The 15914-nt window shown below is 72.3% G+C and carries 16 protein-coding genes and 1 pseudogene; 6 read left to right on the top strand and 11 right to left on the bottom strand.

Annotated elements, in window-relative coordinates; genetic code table 11:
- Window positions 1-117 precede the first annotated feature (117 nt).
- The 5 genes and pseudogenes from ACFY7E_RS11820 to ACFY7E_RS11840 form a co-directional block, all read right to left on the bottom strand.
- A complete protein-coding gene (locus ACFY7E_RS11820; RefSeq protein WP_389483487.1) occupies window positions 118-1410 on the bottom strand; it encodes a methylaspartate mutase in 1293 nt (430 codons plus the stop codon).
- On the bottom strand, window positions 1407-1931 hold the full coding sequence (locus tag ACFY7E_RS11825; RefSeq protein WP_383445934.1) for a cobalamin B12-binding domain-containing protein: 525 nt from the start codon (window positions 1929-1931) through the stop codon (window positions 1407-1409). Before ACFY7E_RS11825 ends, ACFY7E_RS11820 begins: the two co-directional genes overlap by 4 nt.
- A gap of 140 nt (window positions 1932-2071) precedes the next feature.
- Window positions 2072-2488 (bottom strand): cupin domain-containing protein, encoded by a 417-nt coding sequence (locus tag ACFY7E_RS11830; RefSeq protein WP_383445931.1) that lies wholly within the window; start codon window positions 2486-2488, stop codon window positions 2072-2074.
- A gap of 264 nt (window positions 2489-2752) precedes the next feature.
- Window positions 2753-3439, bottom strand: a complete 687-nt coding sequence (locus ACFY7E_RS11835; protein ID WP_389484188.1) for a substrate-binding domain-containing protein — start codon at window positions 3437-3439, stop codon at window positions 2753-2755.
- A gap of 45 nt (window positions 3440-3484) precedes the next feature.
- Window positions 3485-3670, bottom strand: a pseudogene (locus ACFY7E_RS11840) (LysR family transcriptional regulator); the annotation flags it as partial.
- A 264-nt stretch (window positions 3671-3934) separates the two neighbouring features.
- On the opposite strand from ACFY7E_RS11840, the gene ACFY7E_RS11845 reads away from it, so the two are divergent.
- A complete protein-coding gene (locus ACFY7E_RS11845; protein WP_389483490.1) occupies window positions 3935-4561 on the top strand; it encodes a CGNR zinc finger domain-containing protein in 627 nt (208 codons plus the stop codon).
- Window positions 4562-4782: 221 nt separating this feature from the next.
- A complete protein-coding gene (locus ACFY7E_RS11850; RefSeq protein WP_389483492.1) occupies window positions 4783-6195 on the top strand; it encodes a vanadium-dependent haloperoxidase in 1413 nt (470 codons plus the stop codon).
- Between the two features lie 38 nt (window positions 6196-6233).
- Here the strand turns inward: ACFY7E_RS11850 and ACFY7E_RS11855 are convergent, their stop codons facing one another.
- A complete protein-coding gene (locus tag ACFY7E_RS11855) occupies window positions 6234-6893 on the bottom strand; it encodes a CGNR zinc finger domain-containing protein (RefSeq protein ID WP_389483494.1) in 660 nt (219 codons plus the stop codon).
- 102 nt (window positions 6894-6995) lie between these two features.
- Here ACFY7E_RS11855 and ACFY7E_RS11860 point away from each other — a divergent pair, with 102 nt between their 5' ends.
- The gene (locus ACFY7E_RS11860) at window positions 6996-7532 is read left to right on the top strand and encodes an HPP family protein (RefSeq protein ID WP_389483496.1); all 537 of its coding nucleotides are present in this window, start codon (window positions 6996-6998) and stop codon (window positions 7530-7532) included.
- 9 nt (window positions 7533-7541) lie between these two features.
- Complete coding sequence (locus ACFY7E_RS11865; RefSeq protein WP_389483499.1) at window positions 7542-8189, top strand: pyridoxamine 5'-phosphate oxidase family protein; 648 nt, start codon at window positions 7542-7544, stop codon at window positions 8187-8189.
- Window positions 8190-8322: 133 nt separating this feature from the next.
- Here ACFY7E_RS11865 and ACFY7E_RS11870 read toward each other — a convergent pair whose 3' ends face one another.
- Window positions 8323-9501, bottom strand: a complete 1179-nt coding sequence (locus ACFY7E_RS11870) for a glutamate--cysteine ligase (RefSeq protein ID WP_389483500.1) — start codon at window positions 9499-9501, stop codon at window positions 8323-8325.
- A 481-nt stretch (window positions 9502-9982) separates the two neighbouring features.
- On the opposite strand from ACFY7E_RS11870, the gene ACFY7E_RS11875 reads away from it, so the two are divergent.
- A complete protein-coding gene (locus tag ACFY7E_RS11875) occupies window positions 9983-10465 on the top strand; it encodes a DedA family protein (protein ID WP_389483503.1) in 483 nt (160 codons plus the stop codon).
- Window positions 10466-10549: 84 nt separating this feature from the next.
- On the top strand, window positions 10550-12511 hold the full coding sequence (locus tag ACFY7E_RS11880) for an acyl-CoA dehydrogenase (protein WP_389483506.1): 1962 nt from the start codon (window positions 10550-10552) through the stop codon (window positions 12509-12511).
- A gap of 134 nt (window positions 12512-12645) precedes the next feature.
- Here the strand turns inward: ACFY7E_RS11880 and ACFY7E_RS11885 are convergent, their stop codons facing one another.
- The 4 genes from ACFY7E_RS11885 to ACFY7E_RS11900 all read right to left on the bottom strand — a co-directional run bounded on the left by ACFY7E_RS11885 (window position 12646) and on the right by ACFY7E_RS11900 (window position 15840).
- On the bottom strand, window positions 12646-12903 hold the full coding sequence (locus ACFY7E_RS11885) for a hypothetical protein (protein WP_389483508.1): 258 nt from the start codon (window positions 12901-12903) through the stop codon (window positions 12646-12648).
- A gap of 134 nt (window positions 12904-13037) precedes the next feature.
- Window positions 13038-13673: a lactate utilization protein C gene (locus tag ACFY7E_RS11890; protein ID WP_389483511.1), complete on the bottom strand. Its 636-nt coding sequence runs from the start codon at window positions 13671-13673 to the stop codon at window positions 13038-13040.
- The gene (locus tag ACFY7E_RS11895) at window positions 13670-15067 is read right to left on the bottom strand and encodes a lactate utilization protein B (protein ID WP_389484190.1); all 1398 of its coding nucleotides are present in this window, start codon (window positions 15065-15067) and stop codon (window positions 13670-13672) included. The genes ACFY7E_RS11890 and ACFY7E_RS11895 overlap by 4 nt, the downstream gene beginning before the upstream one ends.
- Before the next feature lie 47 nt (window positions 15068-15114).
- The gene (locus ACFY7E_RS11900; protein WP_389483514.1) at window positions 15115-15840 is read right to left on the bottom strand and encodes a (Fe-S)-binding protein; all 726 of its coding nucleotides are present in this window, start codon (window positions 15838-15840) and stop codon (window positions 15115-15117) included.
- Window positions 15841-15914: the final 74 nt, after the last annotated feature.

Below are 15914 nucleotides of genomic sequence, written 5' to 3' on the forward strand. Positions count from 1 at the left end.
AGGAACGCCCGGAGAAGAAGGAGGGCGTGGGAGTGGTGGAGGGGGGCACGCGCGGACACCGGAAGCGGGGCGCGGGCCCGACGGGGCGGTCCGGAGACGGTCACCGCCCGCTGGGGGTCAGCCGGACAGCGCCGCCGTGCCCCTGGGGCGTTCGCCGTCGCTCGTCAGCGCGGCCCGGTCGAAGGCCTCCTGGGTGTGCGACAGCATGCCGAGCAGGTCGGCGGCCCTGAGCCGGTCGCGGTCCGGCGCGGGCACCGCCCGCACCGGCATGGACCCGGTGGCGTGCCACTGCAGGGAGCCGCGCCCGTCGATGTAGCTCCGCGAGCGCTGGGCGTTGTCGGCGTGGAGGCAGTAGGGGACGTCGAGGATGCCGCGGCGGAACGCCTCGGTCAGCGCGCGGCCGGCGTCCGAATGGAGCTCCAGCACCGCCTCGACCAGCGCGCGGGCATCGGCCAGCACGCCGAACTCCCCGTCCGGCACGGCGATTTCGCCCCGGTGCGCGGCCGCGGCCAGCGAGGCCTCCTCCAGGGCGTGGATGTTGTCCTGGATGGTCGGAATCCGGTGCGCCTCGGCCGGCGTCTTCACGATCATGCGCTCGGTCCCGGTGCGCGCGGCCAGCCGGGCACTGTCGCGCAGCAGTCCGAGCGCGCCGCCGGTGGTGCGCGGGAAGACGCCCATGTAGGTGTAGAGCACGACGTGCCAGTCGAGCCCGGCGAGGTACTCCCCGGCCAGGGTGCGCAGCGCCGTCAGGGCCTCCACGTCCTGGTCGTGGTGGGTCTGCTGGGCGTAGCTGAGCGAGACGCTGCGCAGCCCGTGCTGCCGGAAGAAGACGCCCTCCAGCACGGACAGGGCGACGAGCAGCGCCGGCGGGCAGAGCTGGCCGAGCATGCAGCCGCCGAAGCTCTCCAGGTGCGTGCCGGGGCGCGAGGCCAGCAGCTCGCAGCTGCGCGCCCAGGCGTCGACCGAGGTGGGGAGGGGAGTCCTGCTGTACGGCAGGCAGTAGGAGACCGGACCGCCCTCGGTGGCGTCGAGTCCGGCGTCGAGCAGGGCGCGGATGATGCCGAGCGGATTGGCCGAGCCGTGCCGCACCTGGACCGCGAAGTCCCCGCCCACCACCCCGGAGACGAGCTCACGGGTGGTGTCCGCGCCGTGGGCCGTGATCGGGTAGCCGTTCAGGTCGGTTCCCTCGGCCAGCGCGAGCCGGGCGGACTCGTCGTCGCCGACGCGGGTGTAGCTGTCGATGGTGAGCGTCCCGACGGTACGGGCCCGGGCGCGTTTGACGGCGTGCAGCCCCTCACGCATGCGGGGTATGTCGGCGAAGCCCATGCGGGGCTGTACGAGGAGCTCTCCGGCGTGGCGCGCCGCGGTGACCGCGGACGCGAACGAGCCCAGCGCCACCGGGGCGTTCATCGGGCACCCGAAGCGGTCACGGCGGGCCTGGCGGTCTGCTCCAGGTAGTCGCGGAAGTCGTTGACCCCGGCCGCGTCCTCGAAGACCGCGTCGAAGCCGGCGGCCAGCAGCCCCGGCCCGTAGGTGCCCGCCTCGGACCCGGTGACCCCCAGCTTGCCGCCGATGACGACGCGCAGGTCCCGCAGGTCCGGCTCGCCGCGCAGCCGGCGTACGGCGCGGGCGCCGTCGAGCGCCCCGTGTCCGTTGACGCTGCTGATGACGACGAGGTCGGGCCGGACGCGCCGGCACTCTTCGATGAGCAGTTCGTCGGGCACACACGAGCCGATGTTCGTCACCTCGTGCCCCATCTCCTCCAGCAGGAGCTGGAGGAAGACGAGGTTCCAGGTGTGGGAGTCGGAGGAGACGCTGGAGACGAGGACCCGGTGGCCCCGGATCTCCGTGCTGATCTCGCTGCCCCGGGTGTCGGGTGCCGGCGCATCCTGCCAGCGGCTCTGCAGTGGCTGTACGCGGTGGGTGGACAAGGCGGACTCTTTCGGTTCGACGCGGGTGACGGCACGGCGGAAAGGACGGAACGCCGATCGATGCGTTTCCGTCGAGGTGAGGTGAGAGGGGAGGGCGGGCGGGGTGGCCGGTCAGGGCATGAGGACCACCCCGCCGCCGGTCAGGGGGCCGCGGTGACGCCGACGGGGCGCACCGGCTTCTGCGGGGTGCGGGCGGCGGCGGGCCTGGTGCGGATGGCGAGGACGGTGCATCCGGTACGGCTGGACATCTGGTGCTCGGTGCCGGGGCCCTCGACGACGAGGTCACCCTTGACGTACGAGATGCCGTCGCTGTGGTCCAGGACGCCGTCGAGGACCAGCATCAGCTCGTAGCCGAGGTGCTCGTGGAAGTCGCCGTGCGCGCCCGCGGGGAAGCGCAGCAGCAGACCGACCGAGTCCTCGTCCGTGGCCGCGTCGGGCGCCCACAGGACGTGGTGCTCCACACCGATCCGACCGGGCTCGGACCACGGAACCCACTCCAGCCCGTCGAGGTCGAAACCGCTGCGAAACGCGTTCGGGATATAAGTGATGTCGGACACAGATTTGCCTCTCCTCTGCCGGTGTGCCGAGACCTGCCGACCCGCCGGTGACATCTTCATTTGCCACGACAAATACTATGCGGCTCCATTCCAAACAGTTCTTCGAAAGAACCGATGACGGGTATTTGTTTTTCCGATGGGGGTCGGCCGTCCGGGCCGGCGGTGAGAACAGAAAAAGGCGGGCGGGGTGGAACACGGAAATAATCCGTGTTCCACCCCGCCCGCCTCGTGCCGAAGAAACGGACCGGCCCCGCGGCGTGCGGGTCAGACCGTCACGCCGGCCTCCTCGCGTCCCACGCGTGCCGCCACGTGGCAGACCGCGGTCACCGCCGACCTGGTGGATTCCGCCCCCGCCCACAGGGCCCGTACGTTCAGCCGCATGTGGGGGAGTCCGGGCAGCACCACGAGGCCGCTGCCCTCCTCCGACGGCCCGACCGCCTCCGTGGGCAGCATCGCGATGCCGTAGCCGGCGCGGGCGAGTTCGCGAGCGCCGCTCACGGAGCCCGCCTCGATGACGGTCGGCTCGACGCCGTGGTCCCGTCGCAGCGCCGCGACCAGCACGTGATGGGACTCGCAGTCGGGGTCGACGGCGAGTACGCGCGGGGAGGCGAGGGCCGAGGGGAAGCCGGGGGATTCGAGGAGCGTCGCCGAACCGACGGGCACCACCTCGAGGTCGGGGAGCTGCTCGACCACGATGCCCGTGCCGGACAGTTCGTCGGGAGCGCATTCCCCGTGGACCAGGGCGAGGTCGACCTCGCCGCTGCGCACCGCTTCCTGGGCCCGGCTGATCGCCAGCTGGCGCGGCGATACCTGGACCTTCGGGTACCGGTAGCGGCAGTCGCGTATCAGCGGACCGATCCGGGACTCCAGCAGGAGCGTGGAGGCGCCGACCGTGGCGCGCCCCTCCGTCTCGCCCGACGGATTGAGGGCGGTGGCCATCTCGTCGACCACGTGGAAGATTCTCTGCGTGTACTTCTGGAAAATTTCCCCTGAATGCGTCAGACGGACGCCGTGCGGAAGGCGATGCACCAGTTGCATGCCGACCCGGGATTCCAGGGAGCGGATATGAGAGGTCACGCTCGATTGTGCGTATCCGAGACTGCGAGCGGCCTTCGTGAAGCTGCCGAGGCGCGCCACTTCACGAAAAGTTCTGAGTTGGTAAAGGGCAATATCTAACGACACGTTTCCCCCAAAACATATCTAGTATAAAACTGGGTGCGCGCGGCTGCGGCTTTCTGAGGTGTGCCGGCCGAACCCCGAAGGGTCGTCGGTCCTCGACAGTTCGGCTCCTCCTGGAGCCCCCCCACCAGGCCACTGACATACTAACGATCCAGACAGCGTACACACGTTAGTTCGAAGATCTAAGCACGCGCGTGTTCCAGTCACAAGTCCCCCTCTCCCCGCCCCCGTCCCCGACGCCCGGTCCCCATCCCCATGAGGAGTGGCATGTCCCTCGAAACCCACGCCCCGGCACCCGCCGGCGCGCCTCCGATCCACGGAGAGCCCCTGCCGCTGGAGTTCGCCAACACGGTCCTTCCGGTCCGCGGGGAGCTGCGCAACGGCATCGGCACGCCCGAGCAGCTGGCCTGGTGGCTGACGGCCTGCGGCGACCGCATCGCCACCCCCCTTTCCGGCCACGCCCTGCACGCCATCACCTCCGCCGACATCGAACAGTTCGCGGCACTCCGCCAGGCCACCCGCGGTCTGCTCGACTCCCGGGTCCACCAGTGTCCGCCGCACCCCTGGGACGTGGCACTGGTCAACCGGGTGTCCAGCGTGGGCCGCCCCTGGCCGCAGCTGCTGTGGACCGACGGCGCCCCGCCCTCCGCCCAGGACGTCTGTACCGCACCGCCCCTCGTGAGGGTGCAGGTCGAGATCGCGCACGCCCTGATCGAACTGCTCTCGGGCGGTTCGGGGGTGGAGCTGCGGGCGTGCGAGGCACCGGGATGCGTCTTCTTCTTCGACCACGCGCGCTCCCGCCGCGCGTGGTGTTCGACCGGATGCGGCAACCGGGCCCGGGTGGCCCGTCACTACGCCCGTCGTCAGGCCAGATCAGAGGCGGCCCGCACATGAGCCCAGCCTAACGTCCGGGAGAACCGGCCCCGTTAGCTCCATATGGTCATCCGGTGAACCTGTGGTCCGAACCGGGCGCATCGGACTTCCCGATAGCTGGCATCTGGGAACCCACCGGTTGAGGGCCTTCTCGGCGCCATACGTTTCGTGGCGAGAAGTGATCGCCGTGGCACATCACCCGCTTCAGGACCGCCAGGGCGCCAACAGACAGGGATGACCTCATGTTCCGCACAGCACGTCAGGGCAGGACCTCGATCCGCTACGCCGTGGCCGGCGTGGCCCTCGCCTCCCTCGCCACCCTCGCCCCCTCCCAGGCCACCGCCGTCGAGCCGGTCGACGGCGGGGAGTCCGCCGCCGAGACCCAGGCCCTCAACAACGCGCGTGGCACCAACGACCACGTCCTGTACTGGAACAACGCGCTCATGGACCTGTTCCGGCACAAGGGCGGCACCCCCGGCCCCCTCAGCCGGGGCGGGGCGATGATGGACCTGGCGATCTACGACGCTGTCAACTCCATCCGCACCATCGGCAAGCCGTACCTGATCAAGGACGCCTCGGCGGCCGGCCAGTACGCCGCGCTGAACACCGCGATCGACTACGCGGCCTACACCGCCCTCAAGGACGCCTTCCCGGCCTACCCGGTCGCCAGCCTCGACGCCAAGCTGCAGACGGCGCTCGCGATGCCGAACAACGCGAGCTCCACCCAGCGCGAGCGCGGCCGTCTCCTGGGCATCAAGACCGCCCAGGCGATCATCGCCGACCGGGCCAACGACGGCTCCGCCGACACCACCCCCTACGTGGTGACCACCGCCCCCGGCCACTGGCAGCCCGCCGTGGGCAAGCCCGCGGGCGCCCCCAACTGGGGCAAGGTCAAGCCCTTCGCCCTCACGTCCGGTTCGCAGTTCCGCCCCGGCAACATCGGCGGCTTCTCCTCCGCCCAGGAACTGCTGAAGAGCCCGCAGTACGCCGACCAGGTCAACGAGATCAAGCGGATCGGCGGCAAGAACTCCACCGCGCGCACCGCCGAGCAGACCCAGATCGCGCACTACTGGGCCAACGACCTGGACGGCACCTACAAGCCGGTCGGCCAGCAGTACGACCACACGGCCGTGATCTTCCGCAAGTACCGGCCGTTCGGCACCTCCTACGAGAGCGCCAAGCTCTTCGCCGCCACCTCGGTCGCCCTCGCGGACGCCGCGATAGCCATCTGGGACTCCAAGTACCTGACCGACTGGGACGTGTGGCGTCCGGCCGACGCGATCCAGCGCGCCAACGAGGTTCCCAACCCGGGCATCGTCGCCGACCCCACGTGGCAGCCTGAGGAGCAGGACCTCGCGGGCAACAGCTTCAGCCCGAACTTCCCGACCTACGTCTCCGGTCACTCCGGTGTCGCCAGCGCCTGGGCCGGCATCGTGCGCCACTACTTCGGCACCGACAACCTGTCCTGGACCGGTGGCACGGACGACCCGCTGGCCCAGGGCGTCAAGCGCTCCTTCACCAGCCTGAGCGGCGCCGCCAAGGAGAAGGCCGACAGCCGCAAGTACATCGGTGTCCACTTCGAGTGGGACAACCAGGCCGCCCTCACCCTGGGCTACAAGGTCTCCGACCAGGTGGCCGCCACCCTGCTGGGCTGATCCTCCCTCCCGTCACACGGGGCCGGCCCGGGTGCTCGTCACCCGGGCCGGCCCTTCGGCTCGGAGCCGTCCTCGCCGCGCGCGCGGCGGCTGTGCCGGGCGACCCGCACCCGGTTTCCGCAGCCCGCCGTACACCAGGCGCGACGCGCGTGGACCTTGACGAAGTACAGGATGCACCCCGGCGCCTCACACGCCCGGATGCGTCCGGCCGACTCCCCGGAGAAGAGCGCCACGGCGGCCGTCGCCACCTCTCCCCGCGCGACCCGGCGGGGATCGTCCTCCAGCCATCGCGGCACCGCGACCAGGGACGGGCCCGGTCCCAGCTCCGACCACCGGGCGGCCGAGCGGGCCGCGGCGTTCACCACGGCGATGTGGTCCGGGTCCGGAACGAGCCGCGAGGTCAGCGCGTGGGTCACTCCGCGCAGCGCCTGCCGGAGCTCCACGAAGGCCAGCACGTCGGCCGCCTCCGACGGCGCCGCGCGCGCGAGGGCCGGCCCGAGCCCGGGACTGAAGGCCTCCCGGTGCGCGGCGAGCCACACGTCGAGGTCGTCGGGGGTGACGAGCGCGTCGAGGAACTGCCCGCGCAGCCCGCCCCTGATGTACGTGGTGTTCACCAGGTCCAGCGGCAGGGGTTCGCCCGACAGCGGCAGGTGTTCCACCGCCGTGCTGTGCCGTTCCCGGTTCCTGTCCTCGCCCATCGCACCATTTTGCCTTCCCTCGACTCTTCCCGACTTCCCCCACGGAGCTAATGCATGAGGATAAGCTCCAACCGTTAACTTAGCTCTGAGGAAGGTCCCGCCATGTCCGAAACCCCGGTCACCGAGCTCGCCCCCTCGCGGCGCTTCGCCACCGCGCTGGCCGGCAAGGCTCCCGCCCGCGCCGCGAAATCCGCCATCTCGGTCGCCACCCTGGGCGGTGTGACGGCCCTGATCCTCCTGGTCGTCATCGGCACGGTCCTCGACCAGACCGTGCTCATCCCGCCGCTGGCCGCGAGCGCCGCGCTGGTCTTCGCCGCGCCCGCGCTCCCCCTGGCCCAGCCCCGCAGCGTCATCGGCGGCCAGCTCGTCTCCGCCCTGGTCGGCTTCGCCTCCCTGGCGGTCGGCGGCGACTCGTACTGGACCGCCGCGGTCGCCGGAGGCCTGTCCATCGGCGCGATGGCCCTGATCCGCGCCCCGCACTCGCCGGCCGCCGCCACCGCCGTCATCGTGGTCCTGACCCAGCCGCCGACGCTCCTCTTCCTGCTGCTCCTGCTGCTGGCCACCCTGGTCCTGGTCGGCGTGGGCATCATCGCCGGCCGCAGCGGCAAGACCGCCCGCTACCCCGCGTACTGGTGGTAGGCCGCTCCCATGACCAGCCGATACGGACAGCTCCTCTTCACTCCGGAAGCCCGGCTCCACCAGGAGCAGAACGGAAGCCGCCGGAACTACGCGCACATGACCTCGGGACCGGCCGAAGCCGACCGGCTGACCGAGGACGAGGCGGTCTTCGCCGCCACCCGGACCAGTTTCTACCTGGCGAGCACCAGCTCCACGGGCTGGCCCTACGTCCAGCACCGGGGCGGGCCGCCCGGCTTCCTGCGCCCCCTCGACGACAAGACGCTCGCCTTCGCCGACTACCGGGGGAACAAGCAGTACATCACCACGGGGAACCTCGACTCCGACAGCAGGGTGGCGCTGCTGCTGATGGACTACCCGTCCAGGACCCGGCTGAAGATCCTCGGCCGTGCCCGCACGGCCGAGGCGTCGGAATGGCCCGAGGCCGCCGGTCCGCCGGTGCCCGGCGACTACCGCGCCGCGGTCGAGCGGATCGTCCTGATCACCGTCGAGGCCTACGACTGGAACTGCCCCCAGCACATCGAACCCCGCTACACCGCCGCCGAGCTGGAGGAGGCCCTGCGCCCCATGCAACAGCGCATGGCCGACCTCGAGCGGGAGAACGCGCAGCTGAAGAACGCCGCGCGGACCTCCGAACGGGTCGACGACCGCCCGGCCTGAAACGCGCCACGGAAGACCGTACCCGGGCGAGCCTGGCTCGCCCGGGTACGGTCGTGACCACCTCGGCCCCCGTCACCGGTCCGCGCCGGACCGCTTCCCCTCGGCTACCGGGCGCGGCCGCCGCACGCGCGGTTCACGACGCGCTCGCCGCCGTACGGTCCGTCCGCAGGTCCGGGCGTACGGCGGGGCGTCGGCGGGCACGGGCGCCCGCCACCGTCCGGTACTCCCCCCGGGTCTCCGCCAGGATGCGGTCCACCCCCGCCAGGAGGTCCTCCTCCACGGCCCTCTCGCGCAGGCGGTGCGCGGCGCTGCCGTGCGCCAGGGCCTCCTCCGCGAGGGACCGCACGGTGTCCCAGTCCCCGTACTCCTCGAGGGTCGGGCGCAACCGCCGGAGCATGCCGCGCACGACCTCCGGAGCCGGTGCGGCGAGGCGGGTGGAGGGGTCGACCAGGTCGCCCTCCAGGCCCGACCGGGCCGCACGCCAGGTCGCGGCCCGCAGCCACTCGTGCCGCCCGTCGCACGCGACGTCACCGGTGAGGCCGATCCGCTCGCACGCCTCCACCACGAGGGCGCGGAAGAGGGCGGCGATCAGCACCACCGTCTCGACGCGCGGGGAGGCGTCGCAGACGCGCAGCTCCAGCGTCCGCAGGTGCGCCGAGGGACGGACGTCGTAGTAGATCATGCCGGGGTCGCTGATGACTCCCGAGCCGATCAGCTCCTCCACCGCCCGGTCGTACTCCGCCGCGCCGGAGAAGCACCCGGGCGGGCCGGCGGTGGGCCAGCGCTGCCAGACCATGGTGCGCCAGCTGGCGTAGCCGGTGTCGCTGCCGAGCCAGTAGGGCGAACTCGCCGAGAGCGCCAGCAGGGTCGGCAGCCAGGGGGCGACGGCGCACATCGCGCGTACGGCGGTGTCCTTGTCGGGCACGTCGACGTGGACGTGCGCGCCGCAGATCAGCTGCTCGTCCGCGAGCCGGCGGTACTCGCCGGTCATGCGCAGGTAGCGCGGGTCGGACGCCGGCGGGATCGTGCCCAGCCGGGCCAGCGGCGCGGTGCCCGCCGCGGCGATCGCCAGTCCCTGGGCGGAGGCGGCCCGGTCGAGCAGGCCGCGGGACGCGGACAGGTCCGCGAAGAGGGTGTCGAGGGAGGAGTGCACCTCGCTGTTGGACTCCACGACGGACCGCGAAAGCTCTTCGGTGAAGACGTCGCCGTGCCGGGTCAGCCGGCGGAGTACGGAGTCGGCCCGCGGCGTCAGCTCCCCGCTTTCGGCGTCGATCACATGAAACTCTTCCTCGACCCCGATCCGAACGGTCACGGCGACTCCTTGTGGTCGAGTGGTCCTGTGCTGCGCGGGCCCCGCCCATGTGGCGGCGGCCCGGTGTGTCCTGCGGCTGCCCGGCCGGACGTGAACCATGCCCCCGACTTTCCCGTCGCTTTCCGTCCCTTCCCGTGGCTCTCCGTGCCTGGTGGGAGGGAGTGTGGAACCGGGGACGGGGCGCTCGGGCCGCGCGTCTCCCGGCGGTCGCGCGGGGCACCCGGAGCGCGGGTCCCGTCCCGGCGTCCGGGCCGTGTACCCGCGCTGTACGGCCGTTCGGTTAACCTGGCCGTGCCGGACGGACCCGGCTCGGCGCCGGGCCGGGACTCCGGAGCCGCCACGGCGGAGGCGCAGGAGACGGAAGCGGGCAGGGGCGGATCCCAGGTGAGAGACGGAGACCGGGCGTGTGCCCGCCGAGGACCCGCCGGGGCGGCCCCTTCGGAGCGGGCGGCGCGGGACGTCCGTCCCGGGGCGGGGCACCATGCGTGAGGTCGCGCTCACGGCCGCCGCGCTGTACGTCATCGTCCTGCTGCGCGCCGGGGGGACGTTCGCCGTCGGGTGGCTCACCGCCGCCGGCGCCCGGCGCAGCAGGTTCGCCGGGCGGATCTCATCGGCCAAGTTCCTGCGCGCGGAACGGGCGATCCAGCGGTGGGGCGCTCCGGTGGTCGCCGTCTCCTTCCTGACCGTCGGTTTCCAGACCGCCGCCAACTTCCTCGCGGGCAGCATGCGCATGCCCCTGCCGCGCTACCTCCCCGCGCTGTTCGTGGGAGGGGCGGCCTGGGCGCTGGTCTACGCGACCGTCGGCCTCGGGGCGTTCGAGATCCTGGCGAGGCTGTTCGCCGAGCGGACGGCGCTCGGGGTGGCCGCGGTCGCCGTCCTCCTCCTCGCGGTCTGCGGCACGGTGGCGTACCGCAGGCGCAGGGCCGCCCGGTCGCCCCGCGAGGCCACGGCCGAGGAGGCCTGAGCCCCCGCGGCGCGCGAGCAGGGGGGAGCGGGACCTCCGCCTCCTGCCCCGCTTGGCCGCCCCGGGGCGGGGTAGCGAAGGTGCATGGCCACCAGCGACGCAACCACTTCCCCGAGCCGCTACGTACAGCCCGAGATCGACGTCCCGGCACTGGCCGAGGTCCTCGACGGCGAGTACGCCGGAATCCGCGACCTCGTCCGGACCAATCTGGTGACGCACGCCTCCGTCCTGGAGGAGGCCGACGAACTCGGCGTCGACGCGTTCCGCGAGCGGGTGCGCGAGATCGTGGTCGCGATGGCCGCGACGGGACAGACCGGCATGGGCTTCCCGGGCGAGTACGGCGGGGGCGGTGACGTCGGGGCCTCGATCGCCGCGTTCGAGACGCTGGCCTTCGGCGACCTGTCGGTACTGGTGAAGACCGGCGTGCAGTTCGGCCTCTTCGGCGGCGCGATCCTGCACCTGGGCACCGAGCGCCACCACGCCGCCCATCTGCCGGACCTGATCACCGGGCGCCTGATGGGGTGCTTCGCGATGACCGAGACCGGCCACGGCTCCAACGTCCAGGCGCTCGGCACCGTCGCCAGGTACGACGCCGCGAGCCGGGAGTTCGTCCTCACCACCCCCGACGACGGAGCGCGCAAGGACTACATCGGCAACGCCGCCCGCCACGGCGAACTCGCGGTCGTCTTCGCCCAGTTGGAGGTGGACGGCACGTCCGAGGGCGTGCACGCGTTCGTCGTGCCCCTCCGGTCCGGCGGCCGGGTCGTGCCCGGCGTCCGGATCGAGGACGACGGGCGCAAGATGGGCCTCAACGGCGTGGACAACGGCCGCATCCGGTTCGACGGCGTGCGGGTGCCGCGCGAGGCGCTGCTCAACCGGTTCGCCGACGTCACCCCCGAAGGCGTCTACACGAGCCCGATCGAGAACCCGAACCGGCGCTTCTTCACCATGCTCGGCACCCTGGTCCAGGGCCGGGTCAGCGTCGGCGGCGCCGGGGTCAACGTCGCCAAGGTCGCCCTGACGATCGCCGTGAAGTACGCCGTACGGCGCAGGCAGTTCGAGGCGAACCCGGGAGCGGAGGAGCAGCTCCTCCTCGACTACGGGCTCCACCAGCGCCGTCTGCTCCCCCTCGTCGCGCGCACGTACGCGCTGCACTTCGCGCAGGACGTCGTCCGCGCACAGCTCCACGAGGTCTTCTCCGGCACCGAGGACGACCCGCCGGCCAGGCGCCGGCTCGAATCGCGGGCCGCGGGCACCAAGGCGCTCGGCACCTGGCACGCCACCCGGACCGTCCAGGAGTGCCGCGAGGCGTGCGGCGGCGCCGGCTACCTCGCGGTCAACCGGTTCGCCGCCCTCAAGGGCGACAGCGACGTCTTCACCACCTTCGAGGGCGACAACCACGTCCTCCTCCAGCTCGTGGCCAAGGGCCTGCTCACCGATCACGCCAGCGAGTTCGAGGACCTCGACCAGCTCGGCACGGTCCGCTACGTCACCGGCCTCGCCGTCGAGACGGTCATGGAGCGGACCTCGGCCCACAAGCTGCTCGAACGGGTCCGCGACCTGCTGCCGGGCGGGGACGAGTGGGACCGGGAGGCCGGGCTGCTCGACCCGGAGTACCAGCTCGCCATGGTCCGCTACCGCGAGGAGCACATGCTCGCCGGCGTGGCCCGGCGGCTCAAGCGCGGGATCGACCAGAAGCGCGACCCCGGCGCCGTCTTCTCGCAGGTGCAGGACCACGTCATCGCGCTCGCCCACGCGCACGTCGAACGGCTGGTCCTCGAAGCGTTCGTCGAGAAGGTGCGGACACTGCCGGAGGGCGGCAACAAGGTGGCGCTCGGCCTGCTGTGCGACCTGTTCGCCCTCTCGACGATCGAGGCGGACCGGGCCTGGTTCATGGAGCACGGCCGGCTGACCGTCCAGCGCTCCAAGGCGATCACCCGCGAGGTGAACGACCTCTGCCGCAAGGTCCGCCCCCTCGCGGCCGACCTGGTCGACGCCTGGGGCGTCCCGCCCGAGGTGCTGCGCGCGCCCGACCTGCTGGGCTGACCCGGCGCGGCCGGCCGCCGGGCCGCACGGACGCGGAACCGCCCCGGCCGGTGGCCGTACCCCACGCGTGCGGGGGTACGGCCACCGGCCGGGACGGTTCCGGTGCGGAGTCCTCGGCCTATCGGGTCACCGGGTCACGCGCTCGCGACCACGGCGCCGAGGACCATGCCCAGGACCAGGCCCGCGGCGCTGACCACGAGGGCGACGGTGGAGAGCCGCTCGTGCCGGACGAACTTGGCGATGACGGCGAGGACCAGGCCGATCACACCGAACACGATCGGGAAGAAGATGATCGCGACCACGCCCAGCACGATCGCGATGATGCTCAGCACGTTGCCGTTCGCCCCGCGCGTCTGCTGGCCGGTGGGATGGTTGCCGTACTGCGTCGTCATGTTCCACTCCTTCGGGACGATCACCTTGAGAGCTGATCCGGAGGCGGACCGGCCCACCACCCGGCTACCCCGAAGTTCCTTGCCGACACGGTGACTTGAAGAAGAGAAGGGAAGTGCGGACGGGTCCGGACCCGTCAGCGGTCCGCCACCAGGATCACCTCCAGGGTCCGGGGCCCGTGGACGCCCTCGACGCGGTCGAGTTCGATGTCGCTCGTCGCCGACGGGCCCGAGATCCAGGTCAGCGGGCGCGCCGGGTCGAGCCGGGGGAGCGCCCGGGGGACCGAGGCGACGACCTGGTCCGGGACCCGGACCACGCACAGGTGCAGATCGGGAACGAGGGTGAGGGCGCGCCGCCCCTGCCCCGGGCCGCCGTCGAGGACGATCGTGCCGGTCTCGGCGACCGCCACCGCGCACCCCGTCACCACGGCGTCGACGCCGTCCAGTTCGTACGGGGACAGCCGGGGTTCGTCGGTCCGCCGGACGGCCTCCGTGGCGTCGAGCCAGTCGGCGGGCAGTCCGGGCGGCACGACGACGCCGCGGGCGCCGCGCTCCGCCAGGAGCCGGGCGATCAGCCCGGCCAGGCCGTCCGGACCGGTGCGGTGGACGTGCGCCCGGTAGTCGACGAGGTTCTCGTGGAGCAGGTCGACGAGGGCCGCCGGGTCCTCGGCGGTGTGGCCGGTCCGGTAGTCGCGGGCGACGGCGGGCGGCTCGGGCGCGTCCGCGACGGCGGCGCGGATCCGGGCGAGGACGCGCGCGCGTGAGTCGGTCATGTGCGGTTCTTCCTCCACCAGTCGCGGAACGGTTCGGCGGGCATCTCCGGCAGGTCGCGGCTCTCGCTCCACTGCCGGGCGCCCGGCCCCGGCGCCCGACGGGGGTGGAGTCCTCGGGTGCGGGAGGCGAGGCGCTCACCGGCGGCCAGCGCCTCCGGGTGGTCCAGCACCCAGGCGGAGGCCTTGATCACGGCCTTCTCCAGGCGGTGGCCGCCCTGTTCCGCGACCTTTCCCCGCAGGTGCACGAGGACCTCGGGGATGTCGATGGCGACCGGGCAGACCTCGTAGCAGGCGCCGCACAACGAGGAGGCGTAGGGCAGGGAGGCGTCGATCCCGCTCGCCGTGCCGCGCAGTTGGGGGGTGAGGATCGCGCCGATGGGCCCGGGGTGGACCGAGCCGTACGCGTGGCCGCCGGCCCGCTCGTACACCGGGCAGACGTTCAGGCAGGCCGAGCAGCGGATGCAGCGCAGGGCCTGGCGTCCCACCTCGTCGGCGAGGGCGGCGGTGCGCCCGTTGTCGAGCAGGACGAGGTGGAAGGCCGAGGGGCCGTCGCCGTCGGTGGTGCCGGTCCACATCGAGGTGTACGGGTTCATCCGCTCGGCCGTGGAGGAGCGGGGCAGGGTCTGGAGGAAGACCTCCAGGTCCCGCCAGGTCGGCACCACCTTCTCGACGCCGACGACCGAGATCAGGGTCTCGGGCAGGGTCAGGCACATGCGGCCGTTGCCCTCGGACTCCACCACGACCAGGGTGCCGGTCTCGGCGACCATGAAGTTCGCCCCCGAGATCCCGACCTTGGCGCGCAGGAACTTCTCCCGCAGGTGCAGCCGTGCCGCCTCCGCCAGCTCGGCCGGGGAATCGCTCAGCCCCTCCGGCGCCGGTCGCCCCCAACTCGCCATCTTCTCGCGGAAGATGTCGCGGATCTCGCCCCGGTTGCGGTGGATGGCCGGGACCAGGATGTGCGAGGGCCGGTCCTCGCCGAGCTGCACGATCAGCTCCGCCAGGTCCGTCTCGTACGCGGCGATCCCCTCGGCCTCCAGGTGCTCGTTGAGCCCGATCTCCTGCGTGGCCATCGACTTGACCTTGACGACCTCGCTCTCCCCGGTGGCCCGCACGAGACCGGTCACGATCCGGTTCGCCTCGGCCGCGTCCTGTGCCCAGTGCACGGTCCCGCCCGCCGCCGTCACCGCCTCCTCCAACCGGACCAGGTACGTGTCCAGATGACGGAGCGTCTCGTCCTTGATCCGCTTCCCCGCCTCGCGCAGCGCCGCCCAGTCGTCCAGCTCGGCCACCGCCCGCGCCCGCTTGTCCCGGATCGTGCGGGTGGCGTGCCGGAGGTTGGCCCGCAGGGTCGTGTCGCCGACCGCCCGCCGCGCGGCCTCCGGGAAGGCCGGCATGCCGACGAAGACCGGATCGGGCTCCGGCGTACGGGTCCTCTCGTCGCTCACCGCCAGGGCTCCTCTTCCGTACTCGCCAGGATCTCCGCCAGGTGCAGCGCGCGCAGCGGCGCCCCCCGTCTGCTCAGCATGCCGCCCAGGTGCAGCAGACAGGAGTTGTCCGCGCCGCACAGCACCCCCGCGCCCGTGGACAGGGCGTTCGCGATCTTGTCGGCGCCCATGGCCGCCGAGACGTCGGGGTTCTTCACGGCGAAGGTGCCGCCGAAGCCGCAGCACTCCTCCGCGCCCGGCAGCTCCACCAGGTCCAGTCCCTCCACCGCCTCCAGGAGCCGCCGGGGCCGCTCCCCGAGCCCCAGCAGGCGCAGGCCGTGGCAGGAGGGGTGGTACGTCACCCGGTGCGGGAAGTACGCGCCCACGTCCGTCACGCGGAGCACGTCCACCAGGAACTCCGTCAGCTCGTACACGCGCGGCGCCAGGTCCGCCGCCCCCGGCACCCGCGCGCCGAACGGGCCGTAGTGGTGGCGGACCATGGCCGCGCACGAACCGGACGGGACGACGACGTGGTCGTACCCCTCGAAGGCCCGCACCGTGCGCCGTACGAGGGGAACGGTCTCCTCGCGGTAGCCGGTGTTGAACTGCGGCTGCCCGCAGCAGGTCTGCGCGGCCGGGAAGTCGACCTCCACGCCGAGCCGTTCGAGCAGCCGGACCGTGGCCACGCCCGTCGAGGGGAAGACGGCGTCGTTGACGCAGGTGACGAAGAGGGCGACACGCATCACGGTTCCTCGGGGACGGTTCGGCGCGGGGTCTGACGCGGTCCGTAGTCTGGCATCCTCGGCCCGGCACAGGG

It is taken from the genome of Streptomyces sp. NPDC012825 (genome assembly GCF_042900925.1).
Classification (GTDB): Bacteria; Actinomycetota; Actinomycetes; order Streptomycetales; family Streptomycetaceae; genus Streptomyces.